Genomic DNA, 24532 nt, shown 5'->3' on the forward strand with positions numbered 1-24532 from the left:
AATTATAAGAGAATAATATAAATAACATACTTTTACAACTACTAAACTAAATTATAACGTATCTTTCTATTCACCTTTATAATATTAAGTAAAATGTGAAGAGTTACATTTAACGAACAGATACGTTAGTTCAATAAGAAAAACGATCTTCAACAAAAGGGTGCATTCTGTAATAAGGATCAGCGCTTGTTTGCATTAAAGGGCCAGATTGTGAATAAAAGTTGTAAAACAAACAAGAAATCTATTACCATGAGGGAGGCTTTGCTGATAAGACTTTTAAATCTACTAGATGACGAGAACTCGAATAAGAGTCAGAAGCCTCATTCTTTTAAACGGACCAATATGCAAATTCCAAATATATTCTATTGGCATAAGAATGGTTACTCTTAATATATTCTACAATTGATGCAACATAAAAAACGTATATTTACCACGTTTTAAAATCTATTTCCAGTTTGTTGTATAAGAGGGATTTTTGAAACAGTGTAGAAAGTTAATATTAGGTGATAAATTGCATTTAACAGGAGATGGGATAGATATATGCAGACGATTTTTGTAGACTGGGGTGGAAATAATGTGAAGCTAACTTGGATGCCTCGAATGAAATTAACAGAATCTTTAATAGTGACGAGTGTTCATGCAGTGTGCTTTAGAGATGGGAAAGTGTTATTATCACAAATAAAAAATCGAGGGTTTAATTATCCAGGTGGACACGTAGAGATTGGGGAGAACGTAGAAGAAGCTATACTACGCGAAACATATGAAGAGGGGTATGTAAAGGGAACAATTAAATACATAGGTTCTATTGAAGTAAGCCATAAAGAAAATCTGTCCTTTGATTCAAGTGGAAAATATCCATTGATTGCTTATCAGGCATTTTTTAGAATGGATGTTACCGAATGCTTACCTTTTCTCCGAGAACATGAATCATCTGCTCGAATTTGGGTAGAACCCTCTGAAATACCATTTGTAATTAATGACCATAAACTTTCAAAATTAATCTTAGACGATGCGTTAACCTTTTGTTCTTCTTAAACTAACGTGTGCTTTAATTTAATAACAACGATCTTCAACAATCGGACTCTTTCCTGGAAAAAGGAAAGCTCATTTTTCAGTTTAAGGGCTATTTAATTGAATAACGTTTTTAAAGGAATTATGTTGAAAATTAGGTTAGTTGGAAAAGTAATGTACTTAACTAACTGGGAAGGTTAAAGTAATAAGGATTTAATGAATTTCTAAGCAAGAAGGGTTATCACTGTGTAGTCTGGAATAGTTAGTTTATAAGTTTCTTTTTAACTTAATTAACATTGCGATTGGAGTAAGCAACCCGTCCTAGATTAGAACGGGTTAGCTCAACTGAGATTATAAAATTAGCTATTTTATCACTTTATATTACTTCATCTGGTGGTTGTGTCTTTCTCCAGCCATAAAACTGCATGACGTCTTTTGATCATATAATACATTTCAATTACCACCTTTCATGTTTTTTAATTAACAAGATTAATATTGACGAATACGAATATAATCGTCAATTTTTTTTCGGTTCTCTTCAAAGATTTTTTTCACATATTCATCATGAAGTGCTTTCTCAAGAGAGACCTTACGTTTTGTAATAGTTATCGTGAGCGCAAAAAAGTTTAATATCATTTATTATCACCTCCTTAAATTGTCATGAAAAATGAAAAAAACCGTAGAGAGACTCCTCTACGGCGAAAAAAGGCACAAAAATACCGCAGGGGCACACTTCTCCCTGCGGTATGGATATGCTTATTTACAAAAAAACCTTAAGCGATCCATTCCGATGCGGTCGAATGTGTGATTTTCATTTTTAATGAAGTTGTAGCTACCAATGACATCAATTTAACGATAACGATCATTTTATTCGACCTCCTTAAGAATTTTTTGTTTACTTTGTAAGTATATCTAAATTTAAGTTGTTTGTAAACATCTTTTACAAAGCTTTCCTAATTATTGAAGTGTGAGCCGTTATGGATGCTACGGGTACATGGGGGAATCCAAACCCAGCACATTCTACAGGGTTAAAATTACAAAATGAATAAGCATTAGCAGATCATAGAGTATGGTATCTCAACTATAAATACGAATACGAAAGAAAATTACAGTTTTGGGTGGTGGCCATTCGGTTATTGCTAGTACTTGCGGAATTACAAGTAGAGAATTCTGCAACAAAGCTAGTGTGGAATGCGTAAAAAGTCTGTAGAAAAAGCCTATAGATCGAAGAAAAAGATGCTTTGGCCAGCACATAGCGCACTCGGTGTTTACATTCACGGGTTGAATATGCAATTTTTAAGAGAAGTGATTATGGATATTGGAAGGGATTAGCTGGTGGTGGAGAAGAGGTTGAGACTCCTACTAAACGAGAAGCATTTGAAGAGGCTGGCTTTACAAGAGATTATCCATATATTGAATTAGAATCTAGTTCTTCACTACCAGTAGAAGGTGGAGTTGGGAATTTCCTTTGGGGACAAGACGTTTAAGTATTAAAAGAATTTTCATTTGGTGTTAAAGTTCCTACAAAAGATATATCATTATCCAAAGAGCATGTTTTGAAGAGGCAGTAACACTTTTGAAATAGGATAGCAATAAAACGGCGTTATGGGAGGTTATTAAATCTGATTAACACCAAACATATGAAAGAAAATATTTAAGCTAAAACGGGTGCTTTGCTTGAAGAACACGGAGTTGCATAGGCAGCTCATTTTTAACTCAATATTGCTTGCTGTTATTCAATTATTGGGCAAGTAATAGAATGCTGAAATTGTGGAGGAAAAAAATGAATAAAACGGAGAGGCAGCTTGCGATCACGCTTGAATTACAGCGAAGCAAAAAATTGAGAGCAGAAGATTTAGCTTCTCAATTTGAGACAAGTGTACGTACGATATATAGGGATATTCAAGCACTAAGTGAGGCTGGGGTTCCCATTTTAGGCGCCCCTGGTCAGGGTTATTCCTTAATGGAAGGATATTTTCTACCCCCGGTTAGGTTCACAGCAGAAGAGGCCGTCTCCCTGCTCATGGGAGCTGATTTTATCGAGCAAAGGTTGGATACAGATTATGGTATTAATGCAAGGTCCGCTAAACGCAAAATCGAGGCTACTTTGTCGGAGTCAGTTCGTAACGAGTCAAGGCTTGTTCGGGAAACAATGCGACTGCTTCATATAGGTGAGCAGTCAACTGAAGAGCGGGTAAAAACGTATCTTAATCAAGTTCGCGATGCAATTTTGAAACAGTGCAAAATCAGTTTTATGTATATTAAAAAAATGCCAGGAACAGATGGGAATCGGAAAAATAAACGTGTCGTCTCTCCATATGGATTAACACTTGTCCATGAAAATTGGGTTTTACTAGCATACTGTGATATGAGGCAAGAAATGCGCCATTTCCGCTTGTCCCGGATGTCCGAGCTTTCTGTGTTGGAAGATCAATTTCTTCTACCAAATGATTTTGACCTAAGTAGCTATCGGCCACCTGACAATCGAGATGAAAGAATAATAATGAGGGCAAACCCCGAAATTGCCGACAAAATCATTGAGGCAGTAAATTTTTATATTGAATCTATTGAGGAGCGGAAGGAGGATGTAATCTTTCAATTTCGTGTTCGGTATCCAGAGGAACTATTACAGCATTTACTTGGCTGGGGCGGAGATATCGAGGTGATTGAGCCAAAGTCTTTACGCTTCAAGATTCGGGAAGTAGCGAAAAAAATTCTAGAACACTACTGACATACACCTGTCAGTAGTGTTCTTTTATACTGTGACTATACCAAGATGAAGAGGAGCTGCTTGAAGGATGAAAAGTACAACGGAAGTATTGAAGTCATTTGAACTTACAGTAGAAAGATATTTGGCAGAACTGACAAAACTCAATATGGATAAAATGCATAGAAAGCTGAACGAAGAAGATTGGTCCATTGGACAGATGTATGTACATTTAATTCAATCAGCTTTCATGCATCTACATAATGTCGAGCAATGTTTAGCTGGTAGCGAATCGACATTGAACCCAGCGAAGGAAAAAACTGAGCAGGGTAAGATTGTTTTTAAACTAGAACAATTTCCTGCTGTTCGTATTAAGGTCCCTGCTTCGCCAAACTATACTCCGAAACCACCAGAGAGCATGGAGCATTTGGTAGAAGGACTTCACAGTGTAGTGGAACGGATGAGGAATACGGAATCAGTTCTACTTCAAGTGCCTGTAAGTAACAAGATACTTCATCCGGCGTTCGGTGCTTTAAACGCGCAGGAATGGTTTATGTTGATTGAAATGCATTACAGACATCATTTTTTACAACTGGATCGGTTGAAAAGTTTAGCATTTGAAGAGTAGGGGGATGCATCATGTCGAATATAACAAGTCAGAAAAGCAGATATTGGATTGGCGTTGTATCCGCTTCTCATGTGAATTTAGCCATAGAAGGTGGTTTTGCACAGTTATGTCACGGTAAGGCAGCACCTTTGCGTAAAATGTCTCCAGGTGATTGGCTGATATACTATTCCCCTCGCACAGACATGTCCAAAGGGAAGCCAGTTCAAGCATTTACTGCTATTGGTCAGGTTACGGATAACGGTGCTTACAAACATCAAGTGTCGGAGTCGTTTGTGCCATTTCGCAGAGATATGCGTTATATTCCTTGTCGAGAAGTTAAGATTGCACTGTTGTTAAACCAGCTCACTTTTACGCGTGGAAATCGCAATTGGGGGTTACCATTCCGTCGAGGTCATTTTGAAATTGGAGCTGAAGATTTTATGACAATCGTTACTTCGATGTTAGATGGTGAGGAACTCCGAGATATTAAAACACTGATTACATTTTGTGAACAATTTTACTTAAACTATAGTGTACCTTAGTTAGAACAATCTTCAGCAATCGGGTGCAGTACCTTTTTAGTAAGGAATACGTCTTTCTTTAGCTAAAGAGCCATATTGTGAAGTATCTTGTTAAAGTAATAATAGTTCTAGAATAATTTGTATCCTATGGTATGACTTGAAAAATTTGTTTTCATATAGTACAGTATGGTTAAAATTTAAATAACTGAACACGATGATGGGAAGTAGTAGCAAGCACGTTTTTTTTTAGAGAGTCAGCGGGTGGTGGAAGCTGATAAAAGCACTTGTGAATCCGTCCTGGAGTTGCGCAGTCGAAGTGAGTAAAGTAGGCTGTCGCCGGTTGAAATGCCGTTATGAAATAAGTGGATTAGGCAGAAATGTGTCTAGTCAATTAGGGTGGCAACGCGGGTAGCTCTCGTCCCTTTTTAGGGATGAGGGCTTTTTTGTGTTTATTTTGATTTAAACTAGAGCTTTTTGAGTAATCCGCTGAACGAAATTACATCAAGACTTAAAGGATGCAATGATTCCCATCATTAAACTACAGGAGGTATAACTATGTTAGATATCAAACGCGTACGCGATAATTTCGCGGAAATTAAAGAAATGCTATTAACACGTAATGAAGATTTAGGAAACTTAGATGATTTTGAGGATTTAGATGCTAAGCGTCGTGAGTTAATTGCTAAAACAGAAGAATTAAAAGCAGAACGAAATAAAGTATCTGAACAAATTTCAATTATGAAACGCAACAAGGAAAATGCAGATGAAGTGATTGCTCGTATGCGTCAAGTTGGCGACGAAATTAAAGAGTTAGATCTTCAACTAAATGATGTGGAAGAGCGTTTTAAAGATATGATGATGCGCTTGCCAAACATTCCACATGAATCTGTACCAGTAGGCACAACAGAGGATGACAATGTAGAAGAATATACGTGGGGAGAAATTCCAACATTTGATTTTGACATTAAAACACACTGGGATCTTGCTACAGATTTGAAGATTGTTGACTTTGAACGCGGCGCAAAAGTAACGGGTAGCCGATTCTTATTCTATCGTGGACTTGGCGCTCGCTTGGAACGTGCATTAATGAGCTTTATGTTGGATTTACATGCAGAAGAGCATGGTTATGAAGAAATGCTACCACCTGTCATTGTTAATCGTGATAGCTTGACGGGTACTGGAAATCTTCCTAAATTTGAAGAAGATTTATTTAAATTAGAGGAAACAGATTATTTCATGATTCCAACAGCAGAGGTCTCTGTAACAAACTTCTATCGTGATGAAATTTTACTGGCTGATGCTTTACCACAAGGCTTTGCTTCCTACAGTGCGTGCTTCCGTTCAGAGGCAGGCTCTGCGGGTCGTGATACACGTGGTTTAATCCGTCAGCATCAATTCAACAAAGTGGAATTAGTACGCTTTGTAAAACCAGAGGAGTCATATGAGCAATTAGAGTTGTTAACAGGTCATGCTGAAAAAGTGCTGCAATTATTAGGCTTACCGTATCGTAAACTTAAAATGTGTACTGCTGATTTAGGATTTACTGCAGCGAAGAAATATGATTTAGAAGTTTGGATCCCAGCACAAAACATGTACCGTGAAATTTCTTCTTGCTCTAACTTTGAAGATTTCCAAGCACGACGAGCAAATATCCGCTTCCGTCGTGAGCCAAATGCAAAACCAGAATATGTTCACACATTAAACGGTTCAGGTCTTGCGATTGGTCGTACAGTTGCCGCTATACTAGAAAACTACCAACAAGCAGATGGAAGCGTAGTAATTCCTGAAGTTTTAAGACCATACATGGGTGGTAAAGAAGTAATTGCCCCAAAATAAATAAGTAGAGATTGCGCTTCTCCTTCAAGAATAGGGCCAGATTGTGAAATAACGTCTTTATAGTAATTTAGGTTAGTCGTCATCTTAAAGACTGGATTATAATAACAAAAGAGGTGACTTGAATGAGAAAGATTTCTATAGCAAAAATACTTTTTTTCCCGATAATAGTAGCATTAGTTACCACATTAAGTATCGTGTTTATCGAGGGAGTATTCCAATCGGATATAATGCCTCCTTCGACAGCTGAGAAAGTACTGCTTTCTGTACTGCTCTATTTAGGAATCTATTTATTTACTATTATCTTTGTAGTCACTATTGAAATTTATTTAACTCATAGAATAAAAAACAAAATACTTTCTTTTGTTCTAACAAATGTTATCGGTTTAATTTTGGTGGGTTGCATTGATATTTGGTTCTTTACTCTTGGTGGTTTTAGGTCTATATATTTGATTTTCCCATTGTTCTCAATTTTAACGTTAATACGATTCAATTCTGATGCGAATTAAAAAATATAGAGAAGGATGACTGAAGGTTGGTTATCATTTCCTTCAATATTCAATACTCGGGTGCTTTCCTTGAATAAGAAAAGTTCTTTTTCATTAAAGGGCCAGATTATTGAACAAAAGAAGTAGGCACATTAAAAAGATAGAGAAAGTCTTTGAAATAATGCGATAGAAGACCAAATTCTATCTAGAGCGACATGGTATATGATTCAGCAAATATCAAATATACCCCCTTAGATAAATTTATCTAAGGAGGCTGACTACCTTCTTTACACAATCATTGTTTTTGAGGAAACCCATAAACATTTGCACGAAATGCTACTAGGAACCCAAGAAGAATGAGGATAAACATTACCCCTGGAAAAGAACCCACATCAAATGATTCTATTAAGATTGCTCCAATTGCACTCCCACCACCAATAGCCAGATTCCAAACGGTAACTAACATAGATTGGGCAATATCCGCCCCTTTTTTAGCATTGTCTGCTATTGCTGTTTGCGTCAGTGTTGCTGCTCCCCCAAAGGTTAACCCCCATAAAGTTACAGCAATGTAAATGATAATAGGATGATTAATTCCGATACCTAATGCTAATGATGCTAACCCAAATCCGGCCAGACTCATTAAAACTAAAGTACGTAGTCTATGCTCAATGAACATACCTACAACCCAGATTCCAACTAAAGATGCAATACCGAAAACTAGTAAAACCAAATCGACTCGTTGAGCAAGACCTGCTTCGGAAAGGTATGGGGCAATATAAGTATATAGTATGTTATGAGAAAGTATCCAAGCTAATACAACAAACAAAATTGGGCGAACTCCAGGGGTACTGAAAACTTCCAGAAGTGTCATTCGCTTCTCAGATGTTTGCCCAGGATAGTCTGGTATTTTCCAGATAATCCATAAAATCAAAAATACTGCTAAGAGTGACATTATTCCGAAGACAAATCTCCAACCAACAAAGGAACCGAGAAATGTCCCGACAGGAACACCAAAAGCTAATGCAAGAGGAGTACCAATCATGGCTACTGCCATTGCTTTTCCCTTCAGTGACTCTGGTGCCATAAGTCGTGCATATCCAGCGGTCATTCCCCACAGTACTCCAGCAGTTACTCCCGCAAAGAAGCGAGCTATTATCGTTAAGGTCAAACTAGAAGATAAGGCTGTAATAGTATTAAATACAAGGAACCCAATAATACATAAAAGCAGTAAGGGCTTCCTGTGCCACCCTTGTGTTGCAGTGGTTATGGGAATAGCTGCAATTAGTGAACCAAGAGCATAAGCTGTAACAAGTTGACCTGCAAGAGATTCTGACACATCGAGTCCTTCACTTATCTCTATTAATAAACCAGCTGGTATAGTTTCTGTAAGGATACATATGAACCCAGCCATAGCTAGTGCAATTAAACCTGCCCAAGGAAGACGTTCTGATGATATTTCATTTGGTTTTTCATTTTGGTTATCTAAATCAATATTATAATCCATTTATAAAAGGCCCCCTGATTAGTTGATAGGATTAATTATACAAATTGTATTTTAGATTTTACATTTGATATTAAAAGAATAATTTCATATTTAACTGTAAAATCAATGTATTTTAGGGATATTACATTTGAAGTATAATATAATGATTAGGGGATCATATTCGTCTTACAATTTGATTAGTTAAAATAGCTATTAAATGGTAAATGGTGGTATCGTATATTATATGAAGGGGTGCTTAAATGGATAGTATTGATGTAGATATATTAATGCATTTACAATCAGATGCTCGGTTGTCAATGACTGCACTTGGAAAACTTATTGGATTATCTCAACCAGCAATAACAGAGAGGGTAAAAAGACTAGAGGAACAAGGCGTGATAAAAAGCTATAGAGCTAAAGTATCGAATGAGAAAGTTGGAAAATCCATTGTTGCTTTTATCCTTTTCCGTACCACAAAGTGCAATAATTTCGTTGATTATTGTAAGCAGGCTTCACAAGTAGTAGAATGTCATCGAATTAGCGGGGAATACAATTATTTGATTAAAGTAGTAGTTGAATCAACAAAGGAACTCGAATTATTTGAAAATGCTAGTATGAAGTATGGTGATTCAACTACATTGATTTCCTTATCATCACCTATTGAAGACAAGCCGTTGATACCAAATTTAAGTGTTGATTATTAATAATATTATTTTTTTAACCATACAGTTACTTAAGGCTATCAAATTAAGTTTTGAATGCCTTTCTAGTAGAAAATAACCATGTTGATATAACAGCGTTTATAGTATGTTTCCTATTAAACTTTATTTCACAAATGGCAGTAACCACTACCTTAATATTCAACAATCGGGCGCATTTCTGTCATAAGGATCAGCGCTCGTTTTCATTAAAGGGCCATTTAATAGAATAAACTTTTGTAAAGATAATAGAAATATGACGTGAGATTTTCGTCCAAAATCAAACTGTACGGGGGAGTAAAAAAATGAAGCAAAATATTTACGATAATTCAACTTTTTTTAAGGATTACATAAACTTACGTGAAAGTGGAATAACCTATAATGATTTTATAGAGCAACCAGCAATTAAATCAATGATTTCGAATTTAAAGGGAAAATCGGTATTAGACCTAGGCTGTGGCGATGGTCACTTTTCAAAGTATTGTGTAGAAAACGGAGCAGAAAAAGTGATTGGTGTAGACATCTCTAATAATATGATTGAGCGGGCTAATAAGATTAACAAAGATAACAATATCGAGTTTGTATGTTTACCGATTGAGGACTTGAATTTAGCCAATCAAAAATTTGATCTAATTATAAGTTCTCTATCTATACATTATGTAGAAGATTACCGAACGCTGATTCGAAAAATTAATGGACTATTAAAAAATAATGGGGAATTTATTTTTTCAACTGAACACCCAATAGCGACTGCCCGAAAAGGAAGTAATCATTGGATTAAGAATGAGGAAGGCAACAAACTACACTGGGCATTAGATAATTACCAAGAAGAAGGCATAAGAGAACACGATTGGGTTGTTGATGGAGTAGTTGTGTATCACAGAACCATTCTACTTTAATAAACACGCTAATTGAAGGTGGACTTGTACTAGATAAAATCATTGAACCACAGTCAATTTCGACTGGGCTGGAGCAAATGCCAAATTTAATAAATGAGAAGCGTAGACCCTCTTTTATTATTATTAAATCAAAAAAACAAAATAAAACTGATTAATATTCGATTACGATTACCGTTAAAATAAACAATTATTGATTACAGCAATCGGGCGCGTTTCTTTAAGGAATGCGTCTTTTTTTATTAAAGGGCCATATTGTGGAATAACAAAAAAACTGGTAGATAAAGATTATGAAACTATCAAGAAATTTAAGCGTATATTAGTTATGCAACAATTTAGGAAGGTGCTGTAAAAGATGGAGTTATTTATAGTCATCATTATAATATATGGAATTTTAATTTGGACCTATTTCAACCCAGAGGAAAGTTTATTATGGGGAAAACGAGGGATGTACAAAGAAGAACCTCAATTAACTGAAAGTGCAATTCGTAATACAAAAGTGAAAGCCTTAATCAGTATTATTGTGATAACACTAATTATTATTATTTATATAATTACGCAAATTTTGAATTAGTAAAAATCCTTATCCAACAATTGGGCCCAATTCGGTGCAGCACCTTCCTGAATAGGAAACGTGCTTTATTCAATTATAGGGCCAGATTGTTGAAGATAGAGCAATGAATATTATGGCTAAAGAGAGAAAGAGTTTAAGAAGGAAATATTCACACATTCGCTGAAATATTATATAGATATGGGACATTAAATAAATCGGGTTTCAAATGACGAACCCCCCTAGGAGATGATCAGAGATGGAAATACGGGTGAATCAAATTGAATTGAATGGACTCACTTTTCAATATCGTGAGAGTGGGGAACCTTCTGCACCACCGGTGGTTGCACTTCACGCACTGGGAAAAAGTGCTGAATCATGGGATCAAGTAGCTACTGTATTAGGAGAAAAATATCGATTTTTAGCTTTAGATCAACGGGGTCATGGTGGTAGTGCAAGAACTAGTTCATATACTTTTGAACGAATGTGCGATGACTTGCTTCATTTTGCGAATGCAATGAATTTAGAAAGGTTTACGCTAATAGGTCATTCCATGGGGGGAACAGTATCATATATTTTTTCGGAAACATTTCCTTCAAGGATAGAACGGTTGATTGTTGAAGACACTCCTCCTCCTCCAGTTCCTGATAGGCCGTTTGTAATTCCTTCCAAACCATCTGAACCCCTCTCATTTGATTGGCAGGTTGTACCTTCGATTCTAGGGCAACTTAATGAGCCCAATCCCGAATGGTGGACACGTCTTACTGACATAAACATGCCGACTCTTATTATAGGTGGTGGGAGTACCAGTCATGTTCCTCAAAACAAATTGCAGGAGGTTTCTGAGCTTATTCCAAATTGCAATTTTGTAACGGTAGAGGATGCTGGACACTTTGTGCATGATGCTAATTTACAAGAATTCTTAGCGGCTGTAAAAGCTTTTCTTAATTCCTGAGTTTCCAAATTTAACCTTTACCTTCATTCTTTTTAAACAAACGGGCGCTTTTCTGAAATAAGGAAAGCGTCTTTCTTCATGGAAAGGGCCAGATTATGGAGTGACTTTCTTAATTGTTTCGTTAAGATTGTGAAGAAATGTACTTATGCCAACGTGGCAGCTTAGTTTAACGGAAAATGTTATAATATTATCAAAATTTAGGAAATGGAGTTTAGGAAATGAAGAGTATTAAAAGATTGATTCAAGTTATCTTAGCAAGTACATCAATCCTAATTCTTAGTGGATGTTTCTCTAAAGATGATCTGAATCAACCAATACAAGAATATTTAGAAACAAACTATGGAATACAAGGTGAGTTTTTTGTTATTCAGACAACTAATAATTCGTTTGAAGGGATTGACCATCAAACTTATGTAGAAATGAAAAAGCCATATCGTACTTATCCGTTCTTAATGATTGAAAGAGATACTTTGAAAGTCTTAAAAGATGATAGTGACGATATCTATCTCGAACAATTCAAGGGTGCATTTATTGAGCAGCACCCAGAAGTAGTTCAAGTAATGAAACAGATCATTACACTTAGCTATTTCACAGAGTTCCCTTTTGAGTAAATAGAAGATAATTTGTTTTTATTTTTTAGAATAGCAATTAGCCCACTACGACTAATTCGTAGATGAAGACCAACAAAAAGTTGGTCTTTTTTTGTAGAACCAGTCAATAAATATCTCTTTTGTCTATAAAAATGCTGGTTCGTAAGATATTTTCGATCAAACTAAATTCAAAGCTACATAAAAAAATATTCAAATCGGGTAAAAATCTGTTGCAATTCAAAACATTAAATCATAACATAAGAATATAGTTATATACGAATTAATTCACCTTTCTTTAACGAGGTGATTTTATTTAAAATAATATATAAGCAAATAATTATATAAGGAGTGCAGATAAATGGAAAATACACTAATTGAAAAACAACTAAAAGCAGCTGCAGATTTAAACCGCATTAAATTACTTGCATGCATGAAGAATGGGGAGGTATGTGTATGTGATTTTGTAGATGTTCTCGGAATATCGCAACCAGCTGTTAGTCAACATTTACGAAAGTTAAAGGAGGCAGGCATTATTACGGAACGAAAAGTAGGGACTTGGAAACATTACCGTTTAGTAGAGGATCAAACGCCATTGATGAAGGGCATCTTAGAACAAATTCAGCCTTTAAAGGGTTGCAACTGTGGCACAGATTGTTGCCATGTAGGGGGAAATATAAATGAGTAATGATTCTTTAACCAAGCAGCTTTCTTTTCTAGATCGTTACCTTACCTTATGGATATTTGTTGCTATGGGAATAGGTGTTTTATTAAGTTTAACAATGCCTAATATTGGAGAAGCATTAGAGGCCATGTCTATTGGCACAACATCCATACCGATTGCTACCGGGTTAATTGTCATGATGTACCCACCATTAGCGAAAGTAAAGTATGAAGAAATGTGGCGTGTGTTTAAGGATTGGAAAGTGCTTTTACTTTCTCTTTTTCAAAACTGGTTACTCGGACCGTTCTTAATGTTCTTTTTAGCCATCATCTTCCTGCACGATTATCCAGAGTATATGGCTGGACTGATTATGATTGGTTTAGCTCGTTGTATTGCAATGGTGATTGTATGGAACGATTTAGCACGTGGAGACCGTGAATATGTAGCTGGTTTAGTTGCGTTTAACTCCATCTTTCAAATCGTGACTTATTCAATTTTTGCTTACTTTTTCTTAAATGTATTACCTGGTTGGTTTGGTTTAGAGAATTTCCATGTATTCATTTCTATGTGGGAGATTACTAAGAGCGTACTTATATACTTAGGTATCCCGTTTGCTGCAGGGTTCCTTACACGATGGATAGGGATTAAAGCAAAAGGGAAACAGTGGTATGAGGAAAAGTTCTTACCGAAGATTTCACCACTGACTCTAATTGCACTGCTGTTCACGATTGTGATGATGTTTGCCTTAAAAGGTGAGCAATTAGTTGAACTACCATTCGATGTAGTGCGAATTGCTATTCCATTATTTATTTACTTTGTGATCATGTTTGTTGTGTCATTCTTCTCTTCCCGTAAAGTTGGGGCATCTTATCCTATCACAGCAGCTCTTTCTTTTACAGCTGCAAGTAACAATTTTGAGCTAGCGATTGCGGTTGCAGTGGGTGTGTTTGGCCTGCATAGTGGCGTGGCATTTGCTGCTGTTATTGGTCCACTTGTAGAAGTACCTGTTCTCATAGGACTTGTATGGGTTGCCCTACGTTGGCAGAAAAAATACTTTAAAACCATTAAATTATAAGGAGCAATTACTATGACAAATACACTTTATTTCCTATGTACAGGGAACTCATGCCGTAGTCAGATGGCTGAAGGATGGGCAAAGAAATTACTACCTACCAATTGGACAGTTAAAAGTGCGGGTATTGAAGCACATGGTGTAAACCCGAATGCTATAAAAGCGATGGCCGAGGTAGGCATCGATATTTCGAATCATACATCAGATGTAATTGATACTGAGACATTAAACAGTGCAACGTTAGTTGTCACGTTATGTGGGGATGCAGCAGATAAATGCCCGATGACACCTTCTCACGTTCGTCGGGAGCATTGGGGATTTGAAGATCCTGCGAAAGCGACAGGTACAGATGAAGAAAAATGGATTGTATTCCAAACTGTACGTGATGCAATTGGAAAACGGATTGAGCAATTTGTAGCTGAGCAGCTGTAATACTTCTGTTAGCAATTATTCAATCTGTTGAATGGAGGATTAAAAATGACAGTAAATCATGCTAGCGTATTAACAAAAGATTATTTTATCGCCTATTTAAAGTTAATTATGAATAGTAGAGACTACACTTTGAAACAGGCTAAAGAGTTCGCTTTTGATTTCTTCTTTAAAGGAGATATGGATCGTTACGGCACTTCGACATGTTTGCAATTTGAAAAAGCCATAAAAGAAATTGATAAAACAATGTGTGAAATTGAAATTTTTTAATTACAAAGTTTACAACGTCTAGCTAACTGCTAGGCGTAAAAAATATATTTTATATAAGGGAATGCTTATATAGAGAAAATAGAGGAGAAATTAATGATGAAAACACTTAAAATAATCAACCAAAATGGATCTTGTTGTACTACTAACGCTATTGAAGTCCAAGAGACTGTTAATAATTCCAATAAGAATTTACCGATTGTCATAATTGGTGCAGGTCCAATTGGATTAGCTGCAGCTGCTCATTTAGTGGAGCAAAAGCAAGCATTTATTTTACTTGAGGCTGGGCATGAAATAGCACACAATATTCGTACATGGGGGCATGTTACATTATTTTCACCATGGCGTTATAACATCAATAAAGCTACTAAATCATTATTAGAGGGGTCTGATTGGATAGAACCTAACTTAGAAACAATACCTACGGGGCATGAATTAATAGATCTTTATTTAAAACCTTTAGCAGAGTTAACACAAATAAAACCAAATATCCGATTGAACTCAAAAGTAGTAGGTATATCAAGACAATTAAATGATAAAATGAAATCAAAAAATCGATTCAATCAGTCCTTTAATATATATGTTGAAAAAGAGGATGATATCGATATTATTGAGGCGAAAGCAGTTATTGATGCAACAGGAACATGGGGAAATCCAAACCCAGCAAATTCTACAGGTGTATGGCTGCAAAATGAAAAAGCATTAGCAGATCACATTGAGTATGGTATTCCAGATATAAATACGAACCCTAAGAGATATGCAAATAAGAAGGTTGCTGTCATTGGTGGTGGTCATTCAGCGATCAATACCTTATTAGCTTTGGCTGAATTACAAAAAGATAATCCTGCAACAAAGCTTGTGTGGATTATGCGTAAAAAATCTGTAGAAGAGGCCTATGGCGGTGAGGAAAAAGATGCGTTGGCAGCACGTGGCGCACTGGGTATTCGCATCCATGAGTTAGTAGATACAGGAAAGATTGAGGTAGTAACACCTTTCTATATTTCACAAGTGAAAAAAGAAGAGAATATCCATATTGTAGGTACTAGAAATGGAGAACAAAAAGTACTTACAGGATTCGATGAACTTATTGTTAATGCAGGAAATCGACCTGATTTTACCATGAACAATGAATTGCGTTTATCTATCGATACAGCTACAGAAAGTGTGCAAGCATTAGCGCCCTTAATTGATCCTAATGAGCATAGTTGTGGCACAGTAAGGGCGCATGGAGAAGAAATACTACGACAACCAGAAAAGGACTTCTATATTGTCGGTGCAAAAAGTTATGGACGTGCACCTACATTCTTAATGGCCACAGGTTATGAACAAGTTCGTTCTATAACAGCCTATTTATCAGGAGATGAAGAAGCGTCGAAACGTGTGGAATTAGAATTACCAGAAACAGGCGTATGTAGTGTTAATCTTGTCAATCAATCCAATACATGTTGTTAAAAATTTGACTGTTAGCGCAAGCTAGCAGTCCTTTTAAAATACCAAGGGGGAAATGGGATGTACAAACTTATTATTCGTAAAATGGAAAAGAAGGATTTACAAGAGGTATTAAAGATTTATAAAGAGGGAATCGAAACAGGAATGGCAACTTTTGAAACAATAGTGCCAAGTGAACAGAGGTAATGGTAAGGTAAAAATAGTTAAAATTGTTTGAAATATCTATCTGATGTTATATAATAGAAAATAAAAATGTCTAAATTTAGAAATGGAGGAATTAAAATGTATATTTTTGAAAAAGTAAGTGGGAAATTTTATGCATCACTTTTTCTTGTACTTGTGACATTTTTCTTGTTTAATTTTAACACAGAAGCAAGTGGTAAGGATTCGATTGATTCCAACGCAGAGAATTTGGTAGAATTAAAGAAAGAGAAATTCAATATTACTAACGATGACTCATATAACTTGGTTCACATCCGTGAATTGTATGGTTTGGATGATACTGTAATTGCACATTACTACAATATATATGTTAATAAAAAATTAACAGGCTTTGTTTTAGCTGCCAATGACGAAAGATTAGATGCCATTTTGGAATTTGGCAATTTCGATGAAAATATTGATACAAAGTATGGAGAAATCTTAGAGAAAAACACTAATCAAAAGGCATTCTATTTAGGACTTGATGAAATAGAGTTTAGTGATTCAGGAGAGTCACTTAAAGCAAAATTGAACGATAGACTAAATGGAATGGTAAAGAAAGCTCAAGAAGCTAAGGATTTCGAGGGTGCTAGAGAACTTCAAAGATATAAATTTGGACTTCAATACAAGCAAAAGCAAGATCAAATTCAAACGAATGAGGTTTCCACATTTTCAGAAAATACTTTAGATATTACTCCGTTGGGCGTTATAGGTCCAAAAGAATTACCTATCACAAGAGTGTGGCAGAGATTGACGAACGTTGCCAATCCCGATTCATCGTGTGGACCTGCTACTGGTGCAATGATCACCAACTACTATAAAACTCAAGGTTATTCTGTTAGAGACTATAACTACTATTCATATTCAAATGCAAATCTTATAAATCATTTATATTTTGATATGAATTCATCTTTATGGGGTACTAATGCATATTCTTTTGCAAATGGTCTAAAACTTCACTTAAATCATGACATGACAGGATGGAACTATAATTCTAGTGGTGCACCAACATTTGGAGGTATCCAAACAGCGATAAACGATAATAATCCTGTTGGAGCAGTATGGTTATTACTTAGTGGAGAAAACTACCATTGGAGACTAATACATGGTTATGACACTGAAGGTGGAAATTATGTAGGTTATAAAGATCCAGACGGTGGACAATATAATACATCTACTAATTATGTAAGTTGGACAAGTATATCTGATAAAATCAATACAGTTTACATGAGTAGATAATTTAAAGATTGTGAGGGGGAAAAGTGAATAAATTATCATTGTTTTTTTATTCTTTAAACATTATTGTAACTTCTATCGCCTTTTACTTGATTAATTTTTTAACTGAACCAGTTTTGATAGGTAGTTCAGAGAATAATATTAGTAATGGTAATCCAGGACTCTTTCCTTTAGTATTTTTAATCCCGTTCTTGATAGTTTCGATTATTGGTACATTTAAAATTGCATATTCTTTTGCTAAAAAAACTTTCAAGACAATGCAATATAAAATAATAATTATATTTTCATTCCTTCTTTCGAGTATTATATATTTCTTTACTTTTAAAGAAGCAAGAGAATTTAGATTATTAGTCTTTGAAAATAATGATTCAGTTACTAAAATAACTCAAATTCCATTACTTAACACATATTCAAATAATATCTTCTTTAATGGATGGACATTACTTGCGTTACTATTTACCACTGTTTTTATAGCTTATTGTTTCGCATTAGTTAAGCAAAGAGATTAATTTTTAAACAAGATGAATAAATGAAGCGTTGATCCAAATGGATTAACGCTTTTTATGTGTGCCCGGCATGTACAACAACTCGATGGTAAAAGTCCATACAGGCTTGGCAGTAGGATCTGTTAGCAAAAGACAGGGGTGTCCATGGCGACGTGGAATCTGGAGGTAATAGGACGCAAACTCTCAAACTGTTGAACAGAAATCAGATAGAAGGCTGGCTTGGGATGGATAAACTTGCATAACAAAGCGAAGTCTAATACTGTTCGAATCCCATACAGTAAATCTGGCGGTTATATGAGAGGAAAGTGGTTGTGCTTACCCGGGGAGGTCTCTTGAGGGTTATTTTAATTAACAATTTGACTAGTGATAGTCAGATGAGCCAAGTCAACTATGGTGAATGACAGAACAAACTCAAATCTTGAAAGAAACAAGGAGGAGGTGGAGACATCCCGCCGAAGCACAGAAAACATCGGGATATAGACCGAATAGATGGCTACTTATAGAGGGATAAGCTAGAAGCAAAAGAGCATATAAGAGTTTGTAGGGATGTAAACATGGAAATGAAGAAACAAGATGGTATCGAACTAATTGACAAAATCATAGCTGATAAAAATTTATGGAGAGCCCAACAACTGTTGTAGAGTTTGAACCAATATCATGAACGAAGGGTCTGTAGATTCTTGTCCATATACAAGTCTGGACATTTCTGATGAATCATTTCAAACGCAAAAGAAGTCCGCGTTATTGTCTCAGAAAATGAAAAAGAAGTTTTAAGGACTGAACCGTTTATAGTGTTGAAAAAGAGTCCCATGTGATATTCAACAATTGAGCGCTCGTTTTCATTAAAGAGCCAGATTCAATATAATGATCGCGAAATTCTTTTCTCATCTAAAAAGGCAGGGTTACGCATTTTTTTGTAGAACTAATTGTACAAGAAGTTAAAAAAGAAAAAACGATATTAGATCCTATATATGTATCAATATTCTAAGTTTTTTTAAAAAATGGGGTGTAAGTTGTGCAAACTTCAATGGGGGAAACGGAGCTTTATCAGGAAAGAGTTATCGATCATTTTATTGACGACATTGGAAGAAAAATGGAATATTCAATTATAGGAAAAGGTACACCAATACTTGTGTTTCATGGTGGACATTCTAATTGTAAAGAAGAGTTTGGCTACGCTGAATTATTGGAACAAGGTTATTCAATAATAACTCCTTCTAGAGCTGGATATGGTAATACAGATCCACTTCTCGGGAAAGATCTTCAAACAGCCTGCCATGCTTATTTAACTATACTCAATCATTTGAATATCGAAAAGGTACATGTAATTGCCATTTCTGCTGGAGGACCAAGTGGAATCTTTTTTGCTTCTAATTATCCAGAACGTGTAAGAAGTCTTACTCTACAATCGGCCGTAACGAAACAATGGCTTACATCTAAAGATATGGAATATAAAGCAGCCAAAATTTTATTTCGTCCTACTATAGAAAAATATACTTGGAGAATAATTAGTCACTTAAGTAACCGATTTTCCGAATTTATGTTTAAACAAATGGTCCCTTCTTTTAGTAAACTGCCTTATATTGAAGTAGTCGCTCAAATTACTGATGTTGATATTGAGATGTTTCGTAAAATGAACAATAGACAACGCTCTGGACATGGTTTTATGATTGACTTATCACAAACTGGAACAATTTCTGTAGCTGATTTACGCTCAATTAAGTGTCCTACATTAATTTTACATAGTATAAATGATAGTGCTGCACCTGTTGAACATGCTTATCATGCACAACATAACATCACAAATTCGAAACTTTGTATTCTTCAAAATTGGGGTCATTTAATTTGGCTCGGGCATGATTCCGAAAGAATGTATGATGAATTAATAAAATTTTTGATTACCTATTAACAACTTCATATGTATTTAAATTAGTATACGAATCACCTTCTTGTATTTTGTAATAGATATTTCTACTTTAGGAGGTGCATGAAAAGGATTGTTTATTTGATTAACTAGAGATATGGATGACTTTACAATATTCAATGTAAGGTTGTCCATTTTTATTTTGGACTCTTTGACTCTGTTTATTTAGTAATATTTAAAAAATTAGACTGTTAGAATACTTCGAACAGCCAAGAACTTCAGAATTACAAGTCGAAATGTACAGATATAATGGGAATTTGACGTATTAAAGCCCTCCTCCTCGCCAAATGATTTTAGTTTACATAATATAAATACCTCTGACACAACCTTCTAGTTATCCAATGGTTCCTATAGATTATCGTTCAAAAGGGGATTATTCGTTTAAATAATGTTAATTATCGTTTAAGTTTAATGTAGATTTGTCTAATATTCATAAAAATTATTCTAAGAGAGATGAACTTAGCTTGTTGTTAAAGAATCACGATTCAAGTTCATAAGAAAATATATATTGAGATTTTAAAACGGGAATACTTAAAGAGTCGAACATACAAATTTGTATGTTCGACTCTTTTTTACACATTATATAGAACCAATGGATAACTTTTTTATTGTTGAATTGACTGAGAAAAGATTACAAAGGATTGAAAGTAGCGACAAGTAATAAATTTGATACGCTGAATTTTTAATAAGTATTTAAAAAAGGTGTTGATTATGATCTTGCAAAATCTAATAAAAGACAAAAGTGAAGCAGCCTAGGTTCATTTAAATAAATATAAACAATAAAAAGGGTCACTTGGGATAGGAGTGACCCTAAGTAACAAAATTCGGAGGTTTAAGGCTAAAATAGCTTTACTTTACTATCAATATGCGGTGTTAGCGTAGTTTGTATAGTTCATAGCCTGAGAAATAGATTTAAAAATAAAAATGCTCTGATATGATTCATAATTAACTTACCAAAATTTAAAGAATGACTTTAATTTCTTATAAATTTAATCCAAATCTCTTTAATTCAATAAAAATACCTTCCAATTGTTTTCCTTTGTCTGTTAACGTATATTCCACACGAGGGGGAACCTCCGGGAATACCTTTTTATTCAATATCCCATGATCTTCTAGTGTCTTAAGACGGAGTGAAAGTGTTTTCGGGCTAATTCCATTCATTGATTTCAATAGGTCACTGAATCGCATTGTTCCTTCTATAAGCAGATCGCGAATAATTAAAAAAGTCCATTTAGTCCCAATCACGTCGAGCGTTTTAGCAATGGGGCAAGTCTCACCTTGTGCTCCTTTGGTTAATATTACTGGCTCAATAACACTCATATGAAACATCCTCCCGAAAAATTTTTTTGTTTAATTCACCTTATCATATCACAATAGTATACTTTCAGAAACTTTATGAAATAAATATCACTACTTCCGTAAATGAAGTTACTGTATTTATAATATCGTAGTACTTATAATTTCATCCCTTATTAAGGAGGTGACTAAAATTATTGCAAGAAATCAACGAAACAAACTACCGTTTGCTCTCATTGCTATATAAATCAATGCTTTTGCTATTAATACATAATCATGAGTATTCTTCCGGATGAAGCAAACGATTTGAATTTTACCTTAAGTACAGTAGGGTTATTAACTACACGCTAGGCAGTTTTTTAGAAATCATATAAATTGAAGGAGCTAGATAAAGATGAAAAATATACTTATAATTAACGGTCATCAGAAGTATAGTTCAGCAGAGGGGAATTTAAACCAAACATTGATGAACAAAATGGTCAGTTTTTTAAGTGAAAAAAACAATGTAAAAACAACAATTATTCAAAAAGGATATAAAATCGAAGAAGAACAACAAAAATTTATATGGGCTGATATTGTCATTTACCAAACACCTATCTATTGGTTCAGTGTCCCGGGCTTATTGAAGTCGTATATGGATGAAGTATATGCTTATGGTTTATTTTTTAGGGGTGCTGATCAGTATGGAAAAGGCGGGTTGTTGACTGAAAAGAAATATATGTTTTCGACTACCTGGAATGCTCCTGAAAAAGCATTTAACGATCCAAGTCAATTTTTTGAAGGGAGCAGCCTAGAAGAAGCATTAAGTCATTTACATCGTATACAGAAATTTCTCGGAATGAAACCTTTAAAGAGTTTCTCTTGTTATGATGTAGTCAAAAATCCGAAAGTTGAAAAGTTTGTATCCGAACTTGATTTACATCTGCAAGAGGTTTTGAATTTTTAATCTATTAAGTAAACGTATAAGGGGAGAAAAACATGTTAAAAGATAAAAAAGTTGTAATTATCGGTGGAAGCTCTGGGATTGGTTTGGAATCAGCTAAACAGCTAATAGCTCATGGGGCAGAAGTAATCATTGCCAGCCGTTCCGAAGATAAATTACGGAATGCAAAAGAGCAACTAGGAGATAGAGCAACGGCTTATACTTTAGATTCAACGCAAGAACAGCAAGTCCAGTCTTTCTTTGAAAAGATCGGCCAGTTCGATCATCTTGTGGTAAGCGCGGCAGAAACCTCCGGCGGATCATTCCTCCAAACGGAAACAGCCCAAGCCCGAGAACTGTTTGAAAATAAATTCTGGGGACAATATTATGCAGCGAAATACGGTGCTTCAAAAATTTTACCAAACGGTTCAATCACTTTGTTCTCGGGGGTTGTAGCCTACAAGTCTATGGCTGGCTCAGCAATTCTAGGTGCAGTCAATGCGGCTATTTCGAATCTAGGACAGACTTTGGCTTTAGAACTTGCTCCGATCCGAGTAAACATCGTTTCACCTGGAATAATTGATACACCTTCCCGTAGCAAAATGCCAGAAGAAGCACGTAATAACTTCTATTATGCAGTTGAAAACAAACTCCCTGTGAAACGAATAGGAAGAGCTGAAGATGTTGCACAAAGCGTACTATACTTGCTACAAAATAGTTTCGTGACTGGAACCGTTCTTCATGTAGAAGGTGGTCATATTTTAACTTAAGCCAGCAGCTGAGGAAAATATATCCACTAAACAAGAAAAAATGCTATTCTTTTTGTAGAACAAAAAACCAATAAGGGAACGAAACAAAGAGACATTATTTATCAGAATATACAAGAAACAGCGTTTATCGCAAGCAAGTGGTGGCCCAATAACATGGGGCATGTTCACGTTGTTCCTAACGAACATTCGACTTTTTCTTCTTCAACTAACGAGCGCTTTTCTTTAGTAAGGAATACGTCTTTCTTTAGCTAAAGGGTCATGTTATTGATTAACATTTTTTTGACACGTACAAAGCAATGCTTTGGGAAGATTTTTTACTTTAATTAACGTAAAGAAGTTAGTTTAAGTAGGTATGTGAATTTATACTAATTCTCCGAAATTTCAAAAATTATTCAAAAGGGATTTCCAATAGTATACAGAATTATTTAAACGGTAGGACTATTACTGGAAGAGGGAGAGATTTAAATGATGTCCATTCAACTTATCACACCTACACTTGCGTATAAATCACAATTAAATGCTTATAAAGATGAATTTCCATATAGCCCAAATGGGATTGAGGGTAGTTCGCAGCTTGTTCTAGCAAATAATATAGAGGATTGGCTTAATCAAGTTGAAAAAAATAGGCATTGGGATACTGTGCATGAAGGTTGGATGCCAGCAGAACAGTATATTGCAGTCGATACGAGAAATAATACAATTGTGGGGATGCTTAATTTTCGAAAGGAATTAAATGAGTATTTATTAAATTATATTGGTCATATTGGCTACTCAATCGCGCCAAGCAAAAGACGCCAAGGATTAGGTACGATAATGTTAGAGCTTGCTTTAATTGAAGCAAAAAAATTTGGCTTAGATAGAGTACTTGTAACATGCACAGATGACAATATTGCTTCAGCAGGTGTAATAGAAAATAACGGTGGCGTATTAGAAGATAAACGTGTAGACCCAGGAGACAAAAAATTAACAAGGAGATATTGGATTACATTGTGAGAATTATTTTATGCACAACTATACCTAAAACTCAAAATAACGTTCCCAAATGAAAGTTAGCAAAGAAAAAAAGAGCCAATTTACTTGTAGTCTTGGATCTCTTCCTTTTTTTTGATTTTTCAGAAGTGGGAAAACCACATTTTTCGGACTTTTTTGCAACATCTTCAGCAAATTTGAGTTTATCGATTGTTCCCATTTTCACATTTCCCAATCAGAGATGCTATTTTTATAGCTTTTTTCTAATTTCTATAATCAGCAATCGGGAAAAGGGATTGTGCCTTCTTCAGTTAAAGGCCATTTAATGGAATAAAAGTTTTAAATAAAACTGGATATTTATATATTTATGTTAACTTTCATGTGAGATTATGAAATACTGCTCTTTAACAAACTGGTGCTTTAACGCAACAACGAGACCGTCATTAGGGCGGTTTACTAAGGGGGCAGATTAGTGCAAGATTAATTACTAC

General features: G+C 35.1%; 24 protein-coding genes, 3 pseudogenes and 1 other annotated feature. Of the genes and pseudogenes, 24 read left to right on the forward strand and 3 right to left on the reverse strand.

The features are described 5' to 3' along the window. Positions 1-540 precede the first annotated feature (540 nt). Positions 541-1035 (forward strand): NUDIX hydrolase, encoded by a 495-nt coding sequence (locus tag ACMGGO_RS10650; protein ID WP_054550199.1) that lies wholly within the window; start codon positions 541-543, stop codon positions 1033-1035. A gap of 465 nt (positions 1036-1500) precedes the next feature. On the opposite strand, the gene ACMGGO_RS10655 is transcribed toward ACMGGO_RS10650, so the two are convergent. Next, complete coding sequence (locus ACMGGO_RS10655; protein WP_081011020.1) at positions 1501-1647, reverse strand: YrzI family small protein; 147 nt, start codon at positions 1645-1647, stop codon at positions 1501-1503. Positions 1648-2303: 656 nt separating this feature from the next. Here ACMGGO_RS10655 and ACMGGO_RS10660 point away from each other — a divergent pair. The 6 genes and pseudogenes from ACMGGO_RS10660 to ACMGGO_RS10685 all read left to right on the forward strand — a co-directional run bounded on the left by ACMGGO_RS10660 (position 2304) and on the right by ACMGGO_RS10685 (position 7188). After that, positions 2304-2596, forward strand: a pseudogene (locus ACMGGO_RS10660) (hypothetical protein). Positions 2597-2794: 198 nt separating this feature from the next. Continuing rightward, a complete protein-coding gene (locus ACMGGO_RS10665) occupies positions 2795-3742 on the forward strand; it encodes a helix-turn-helix transcriptional regulator (protein WP_374805553.1) in 948 nt (315 codons plus the stop codon). Positions 3743-3809: 67 nt separating this feature from the next. Next, positions 3810-4346 carry a DinB family protein gene (locus ACMGGO_RS10670; protein WP_374805552.1) on the forward strand — a complete coding sequence of 179 codons (537 nt, stop codon included), beginning with the start codon at positions 3810-3812 and terminating at the stop codon, positions 4344-4346. Positions 4347-4357: 11 nt separating this feature from the next. Beyond that, positions 4358-4867: an EVE domain-containing protein gene (locus tag ACMGGO_RS10675; protein ID WP_420281883.1), complete on the forward strand. Its 510-nt coding sequence runs from the start codon at positions 4358-4360 to the stop codon at positions 4865-4867. A 184-nt stretch (positions 4868-5051) separates the two neighbouring features. Beyond that, positions 5052-5272 (forward strand) — a binding site (T-box leader). A 129-nt stretch (positions 5273-5401) separates the two neighbouring features. Beyond that, positions 5402-6682, forward strand: coding sequence for a serine--tRNA ligase (gene serS, locus ACMGGO_RS10680; RefSeq protein WP_131520184.1), 1281 nt, complete (start codon positions 5402-5404; stop codon positions 6680-6682). Positions 6683-6804: 122 nt separating this feature from the next. Beyond that, positions 6805-7188, forward strand: coding sequence for a pilus assembly protein PilB (locus ACMGGO_RS10685; RefSeq protein ID WP_131520185.1), 384 nt, complete (start codon positions 6805-6807; stop codon positions 7186-7188). 274 nt (positions 7189-7462) lie between these two features. Here the strand turns inward: ACMGGO_RS10685 and ACMGGO_RS10690 are convergent, their stop codons facing one another. Then, positions 7463-8671, reverse strand: coding sequence for an MFS transporter (locus ACMGGO_RS10690; RefSeq protein ID WP_131520186.1), 1209 nt, complete (start codon positions 8669-8671; stop codon positions 7463-7465). A gap of 239 nt (positions 8672-8910) precedes the next feature. Here ACMGGO_RS10690 and ACMGGO_RS10695 point away from each other — a divergent pair, with 239 nt between their 5' ends. From ACMGGO_RS10695 to ACMGGO_RS10760, 14 genes and pseudogenes are all read left to right on the forward strand, one after another. Continuing rightward, positions 8911-9354, forward strand: coding sequence for an Lrp/AsnC family transcriptional regulator (locus ACMGGO_RS10695; protein ID WP_131520187.1), 444 nt, complete (start codon positions 8911-8913; stop codon positions 9352-9354). 299 nt (positions 9355-9653) lie between these two features. Continuing rightward, positions 9654-10402: pseudogene (locus ACMGGO_RS10700) on the forward strand (class I SAM-dependent methyltransferase). Between the two features lie 197 nt (positions 10403-10599). Further along, a complete protein-coding gene (locus ACMGGO_RS10705) occupies positions 10600-10818 on the forward strand; it encodes a hypothetical protein (protein WP_131520188.1) in 219 nt (72 codons plus the stop codon). A 235-nt stretch (positions 10819-11053) separates the two neighbouring features. Beyond that, entirely contained in the window at positions 11054-11749 is a 696-nt protein-coding gene (locus tag ACMGGO_RS10710; protein WP_131520189.1) for an alpha/beta fold hydrolase, read from the forward strand. 218 nt (positions 11750-11967) lie between these two features. Then, positions 11968-12351 (forward strand): annotated as a pseudogene (locus tag ACMGGO_RS10715) (hypothetical protein); the annotation flags it as partial. Between the two features lie 346 nt (positions 12352-12697). Then, positions 12698-13024: an ArsR/SmtB family transcription factor gene (locus ACMGGO_RS10720; RefSeq protein ID WP_048395856.1), complete on the forward strand. Its 327-nt coding sequence runs from the start codon at positions 12698-12700 to the stop codon at positions 13022-13024. Then, positions 13017-14075: an ACR3 family arsenite efflux transporter gene (gene arsB, locus ACMGGO_RS10725; protein ID WP_420281884.1), complete on the forward strand. Its 1059-nt coding sequence runs from the start codon at positions 13017-13019 to the stop codon at positions 14073-14075. The genes ACMGGO_RS10720 and arsB overlap by 8 nt, the downstream gene beginning before the upstream one ends. Positions 14076-14087: 12 nt before the next feature. Continuing rightward, positions 14088-14504 (forward strand): arsenate reductase (thioredoxin), encoded by a 417-nt coding sequence (gene arsC, locus ACMGGO_RS10730; protein WP_131520191.1) that lies wholly within the window; start codon positions 14088-14090, stop codon positions 14502-14504. Between the two features lie 45 nt (positions 14505-14549). Beyond that, positions 14550-14771, forward strand: coding sequence for a hypothetical protein (locus tag ACMGGO_RS10735; protein WP_048395860.1), 222 nt, complete (start codon positions 14550-14552; stop codon positions 14769-14771). A 96-nt stretch (positions 14772-14867) separates the two neighbouring features. Next, a complete protein-coding gene (locus ACMGGO_RS10740; protein ID WP_131520192.1) occupies positions 14868-16220 on the forward strand; it encodes an NAD(P)-binding domain-containing protein in 1353 nt (450 codons plus the stop codon). Positions 16221-16277: 57 nt separating this feature from the next. Further along, positions 16278-16403 (forward strand): GNAT family N-acetyltransferase, encoded by a 126-nt coding sequence (locus ACMGGO_RS10745; RefSeq protein WP_420281885.1) that lies wholly within the window; start codon positions 16278-16280, stop codon positions 16401-16403. A gap of 96 nt (positions 16404-16499) precedes the next feature. Then, positions 16500-17657 (forward strand): C39 family peptidase, encoded by a 1158-nt coding sequence (locus ACMGGO_RS10750; protein ID WP_420281886.1) that lies wholly within the window; start codon positions 16500-16502, stop codon positions 17655-17657. A 23-nt stretch (positions 17658-17680) separates the two neighbouring features. After that, complete coding sequence (locus ACMGGO_RS10755; RefSeq protein ID WP_328024448.1) at positions 17681-18163, forward strand: hypothetical protein; 483 nt, start codon at positions 17681-17683, stop codon at positions 18161-18163. A gap of 1024 nt (positions 18164-19187) precedes the next feature. After that, positions 19188-20069 (forward strand): alpha/beta fold hydrolase, encoded by an 882-nt coding sequence (locus tag ACMGGO_RS10760; RefSeq protein ID WP_420282323.1) that lies wholly within the window; start codon positions 19188-19190, stop codon positions 20067-20069. Between the two features lie 996 nt (positions 20070-21065). Here ACMGGO_RS10760 and ACMGGO_RS10765 read toward each other — a convergent pair. After that, positions 21066-21404 (reverse strand): winged helix-turn-helix transcriptional regulator, encoded by a 339-nt coding sequence (locus tag ACMGGO_RS10765; RefSeq protein WP_288582426.1) that lies wholly within the window; start codon positions 21402-21404, stop codon positions 21066-21068. A 370-nt stretch (positions 21405-21774) separates the two neighbouring features. On the opposite strand from ACMGGO_RS10765, the gene ACMGGO_RS10770 reads away from it, so the two are divergent. From ACMGGO_RS10770 to ACMGGO_RS10780, 3 genes are all read left to right on the forward strand, one after another. Continuing rightward, positions 21775-22326, forward strand: coding sequence for an NAD(P)H-dependent oxidoreductase (locus tag ACMGGO_RS10770; protein WP_420281887.1), 552 nt, complete (start codon positions 21775-21777; stop codon positions 22324-22326). 32 nt (positions 22327-22358) lie between these two features. Beyond that, positions 22359-23072, forward strand: a complete 714-nt coding sequence (locus ACMGGO_RS10775) for an SDR family oxidoreductase (protein ID WP_420281888.1) — start codon at positions 22359-22361, stop codon at positions 23070-23072. Between the two features lie 468 nt (positions 23073-23540). After that, complete coding sequence (locus tag ACMGGO_RS10780; protein WP_420281889.1) at positions 23541-24065, forward strand: GNAT family N-acetyltransferase; 525 nt, start codon at positions 23541-23543, stop codon at positions 24063-24065. Positions 24066-24532 lie beyond the last annotated feature (467 nt).

It is taken from the genome of Lysinibacillus sp. BNK-21 (assembly GCF_048684915.1).
Classification (GTDB): Bacteria; Bacillota; Bacilli; order Bacillales_A; family Planococcaceae; genus Lysinibacillus; species Lysinibacillus capsici.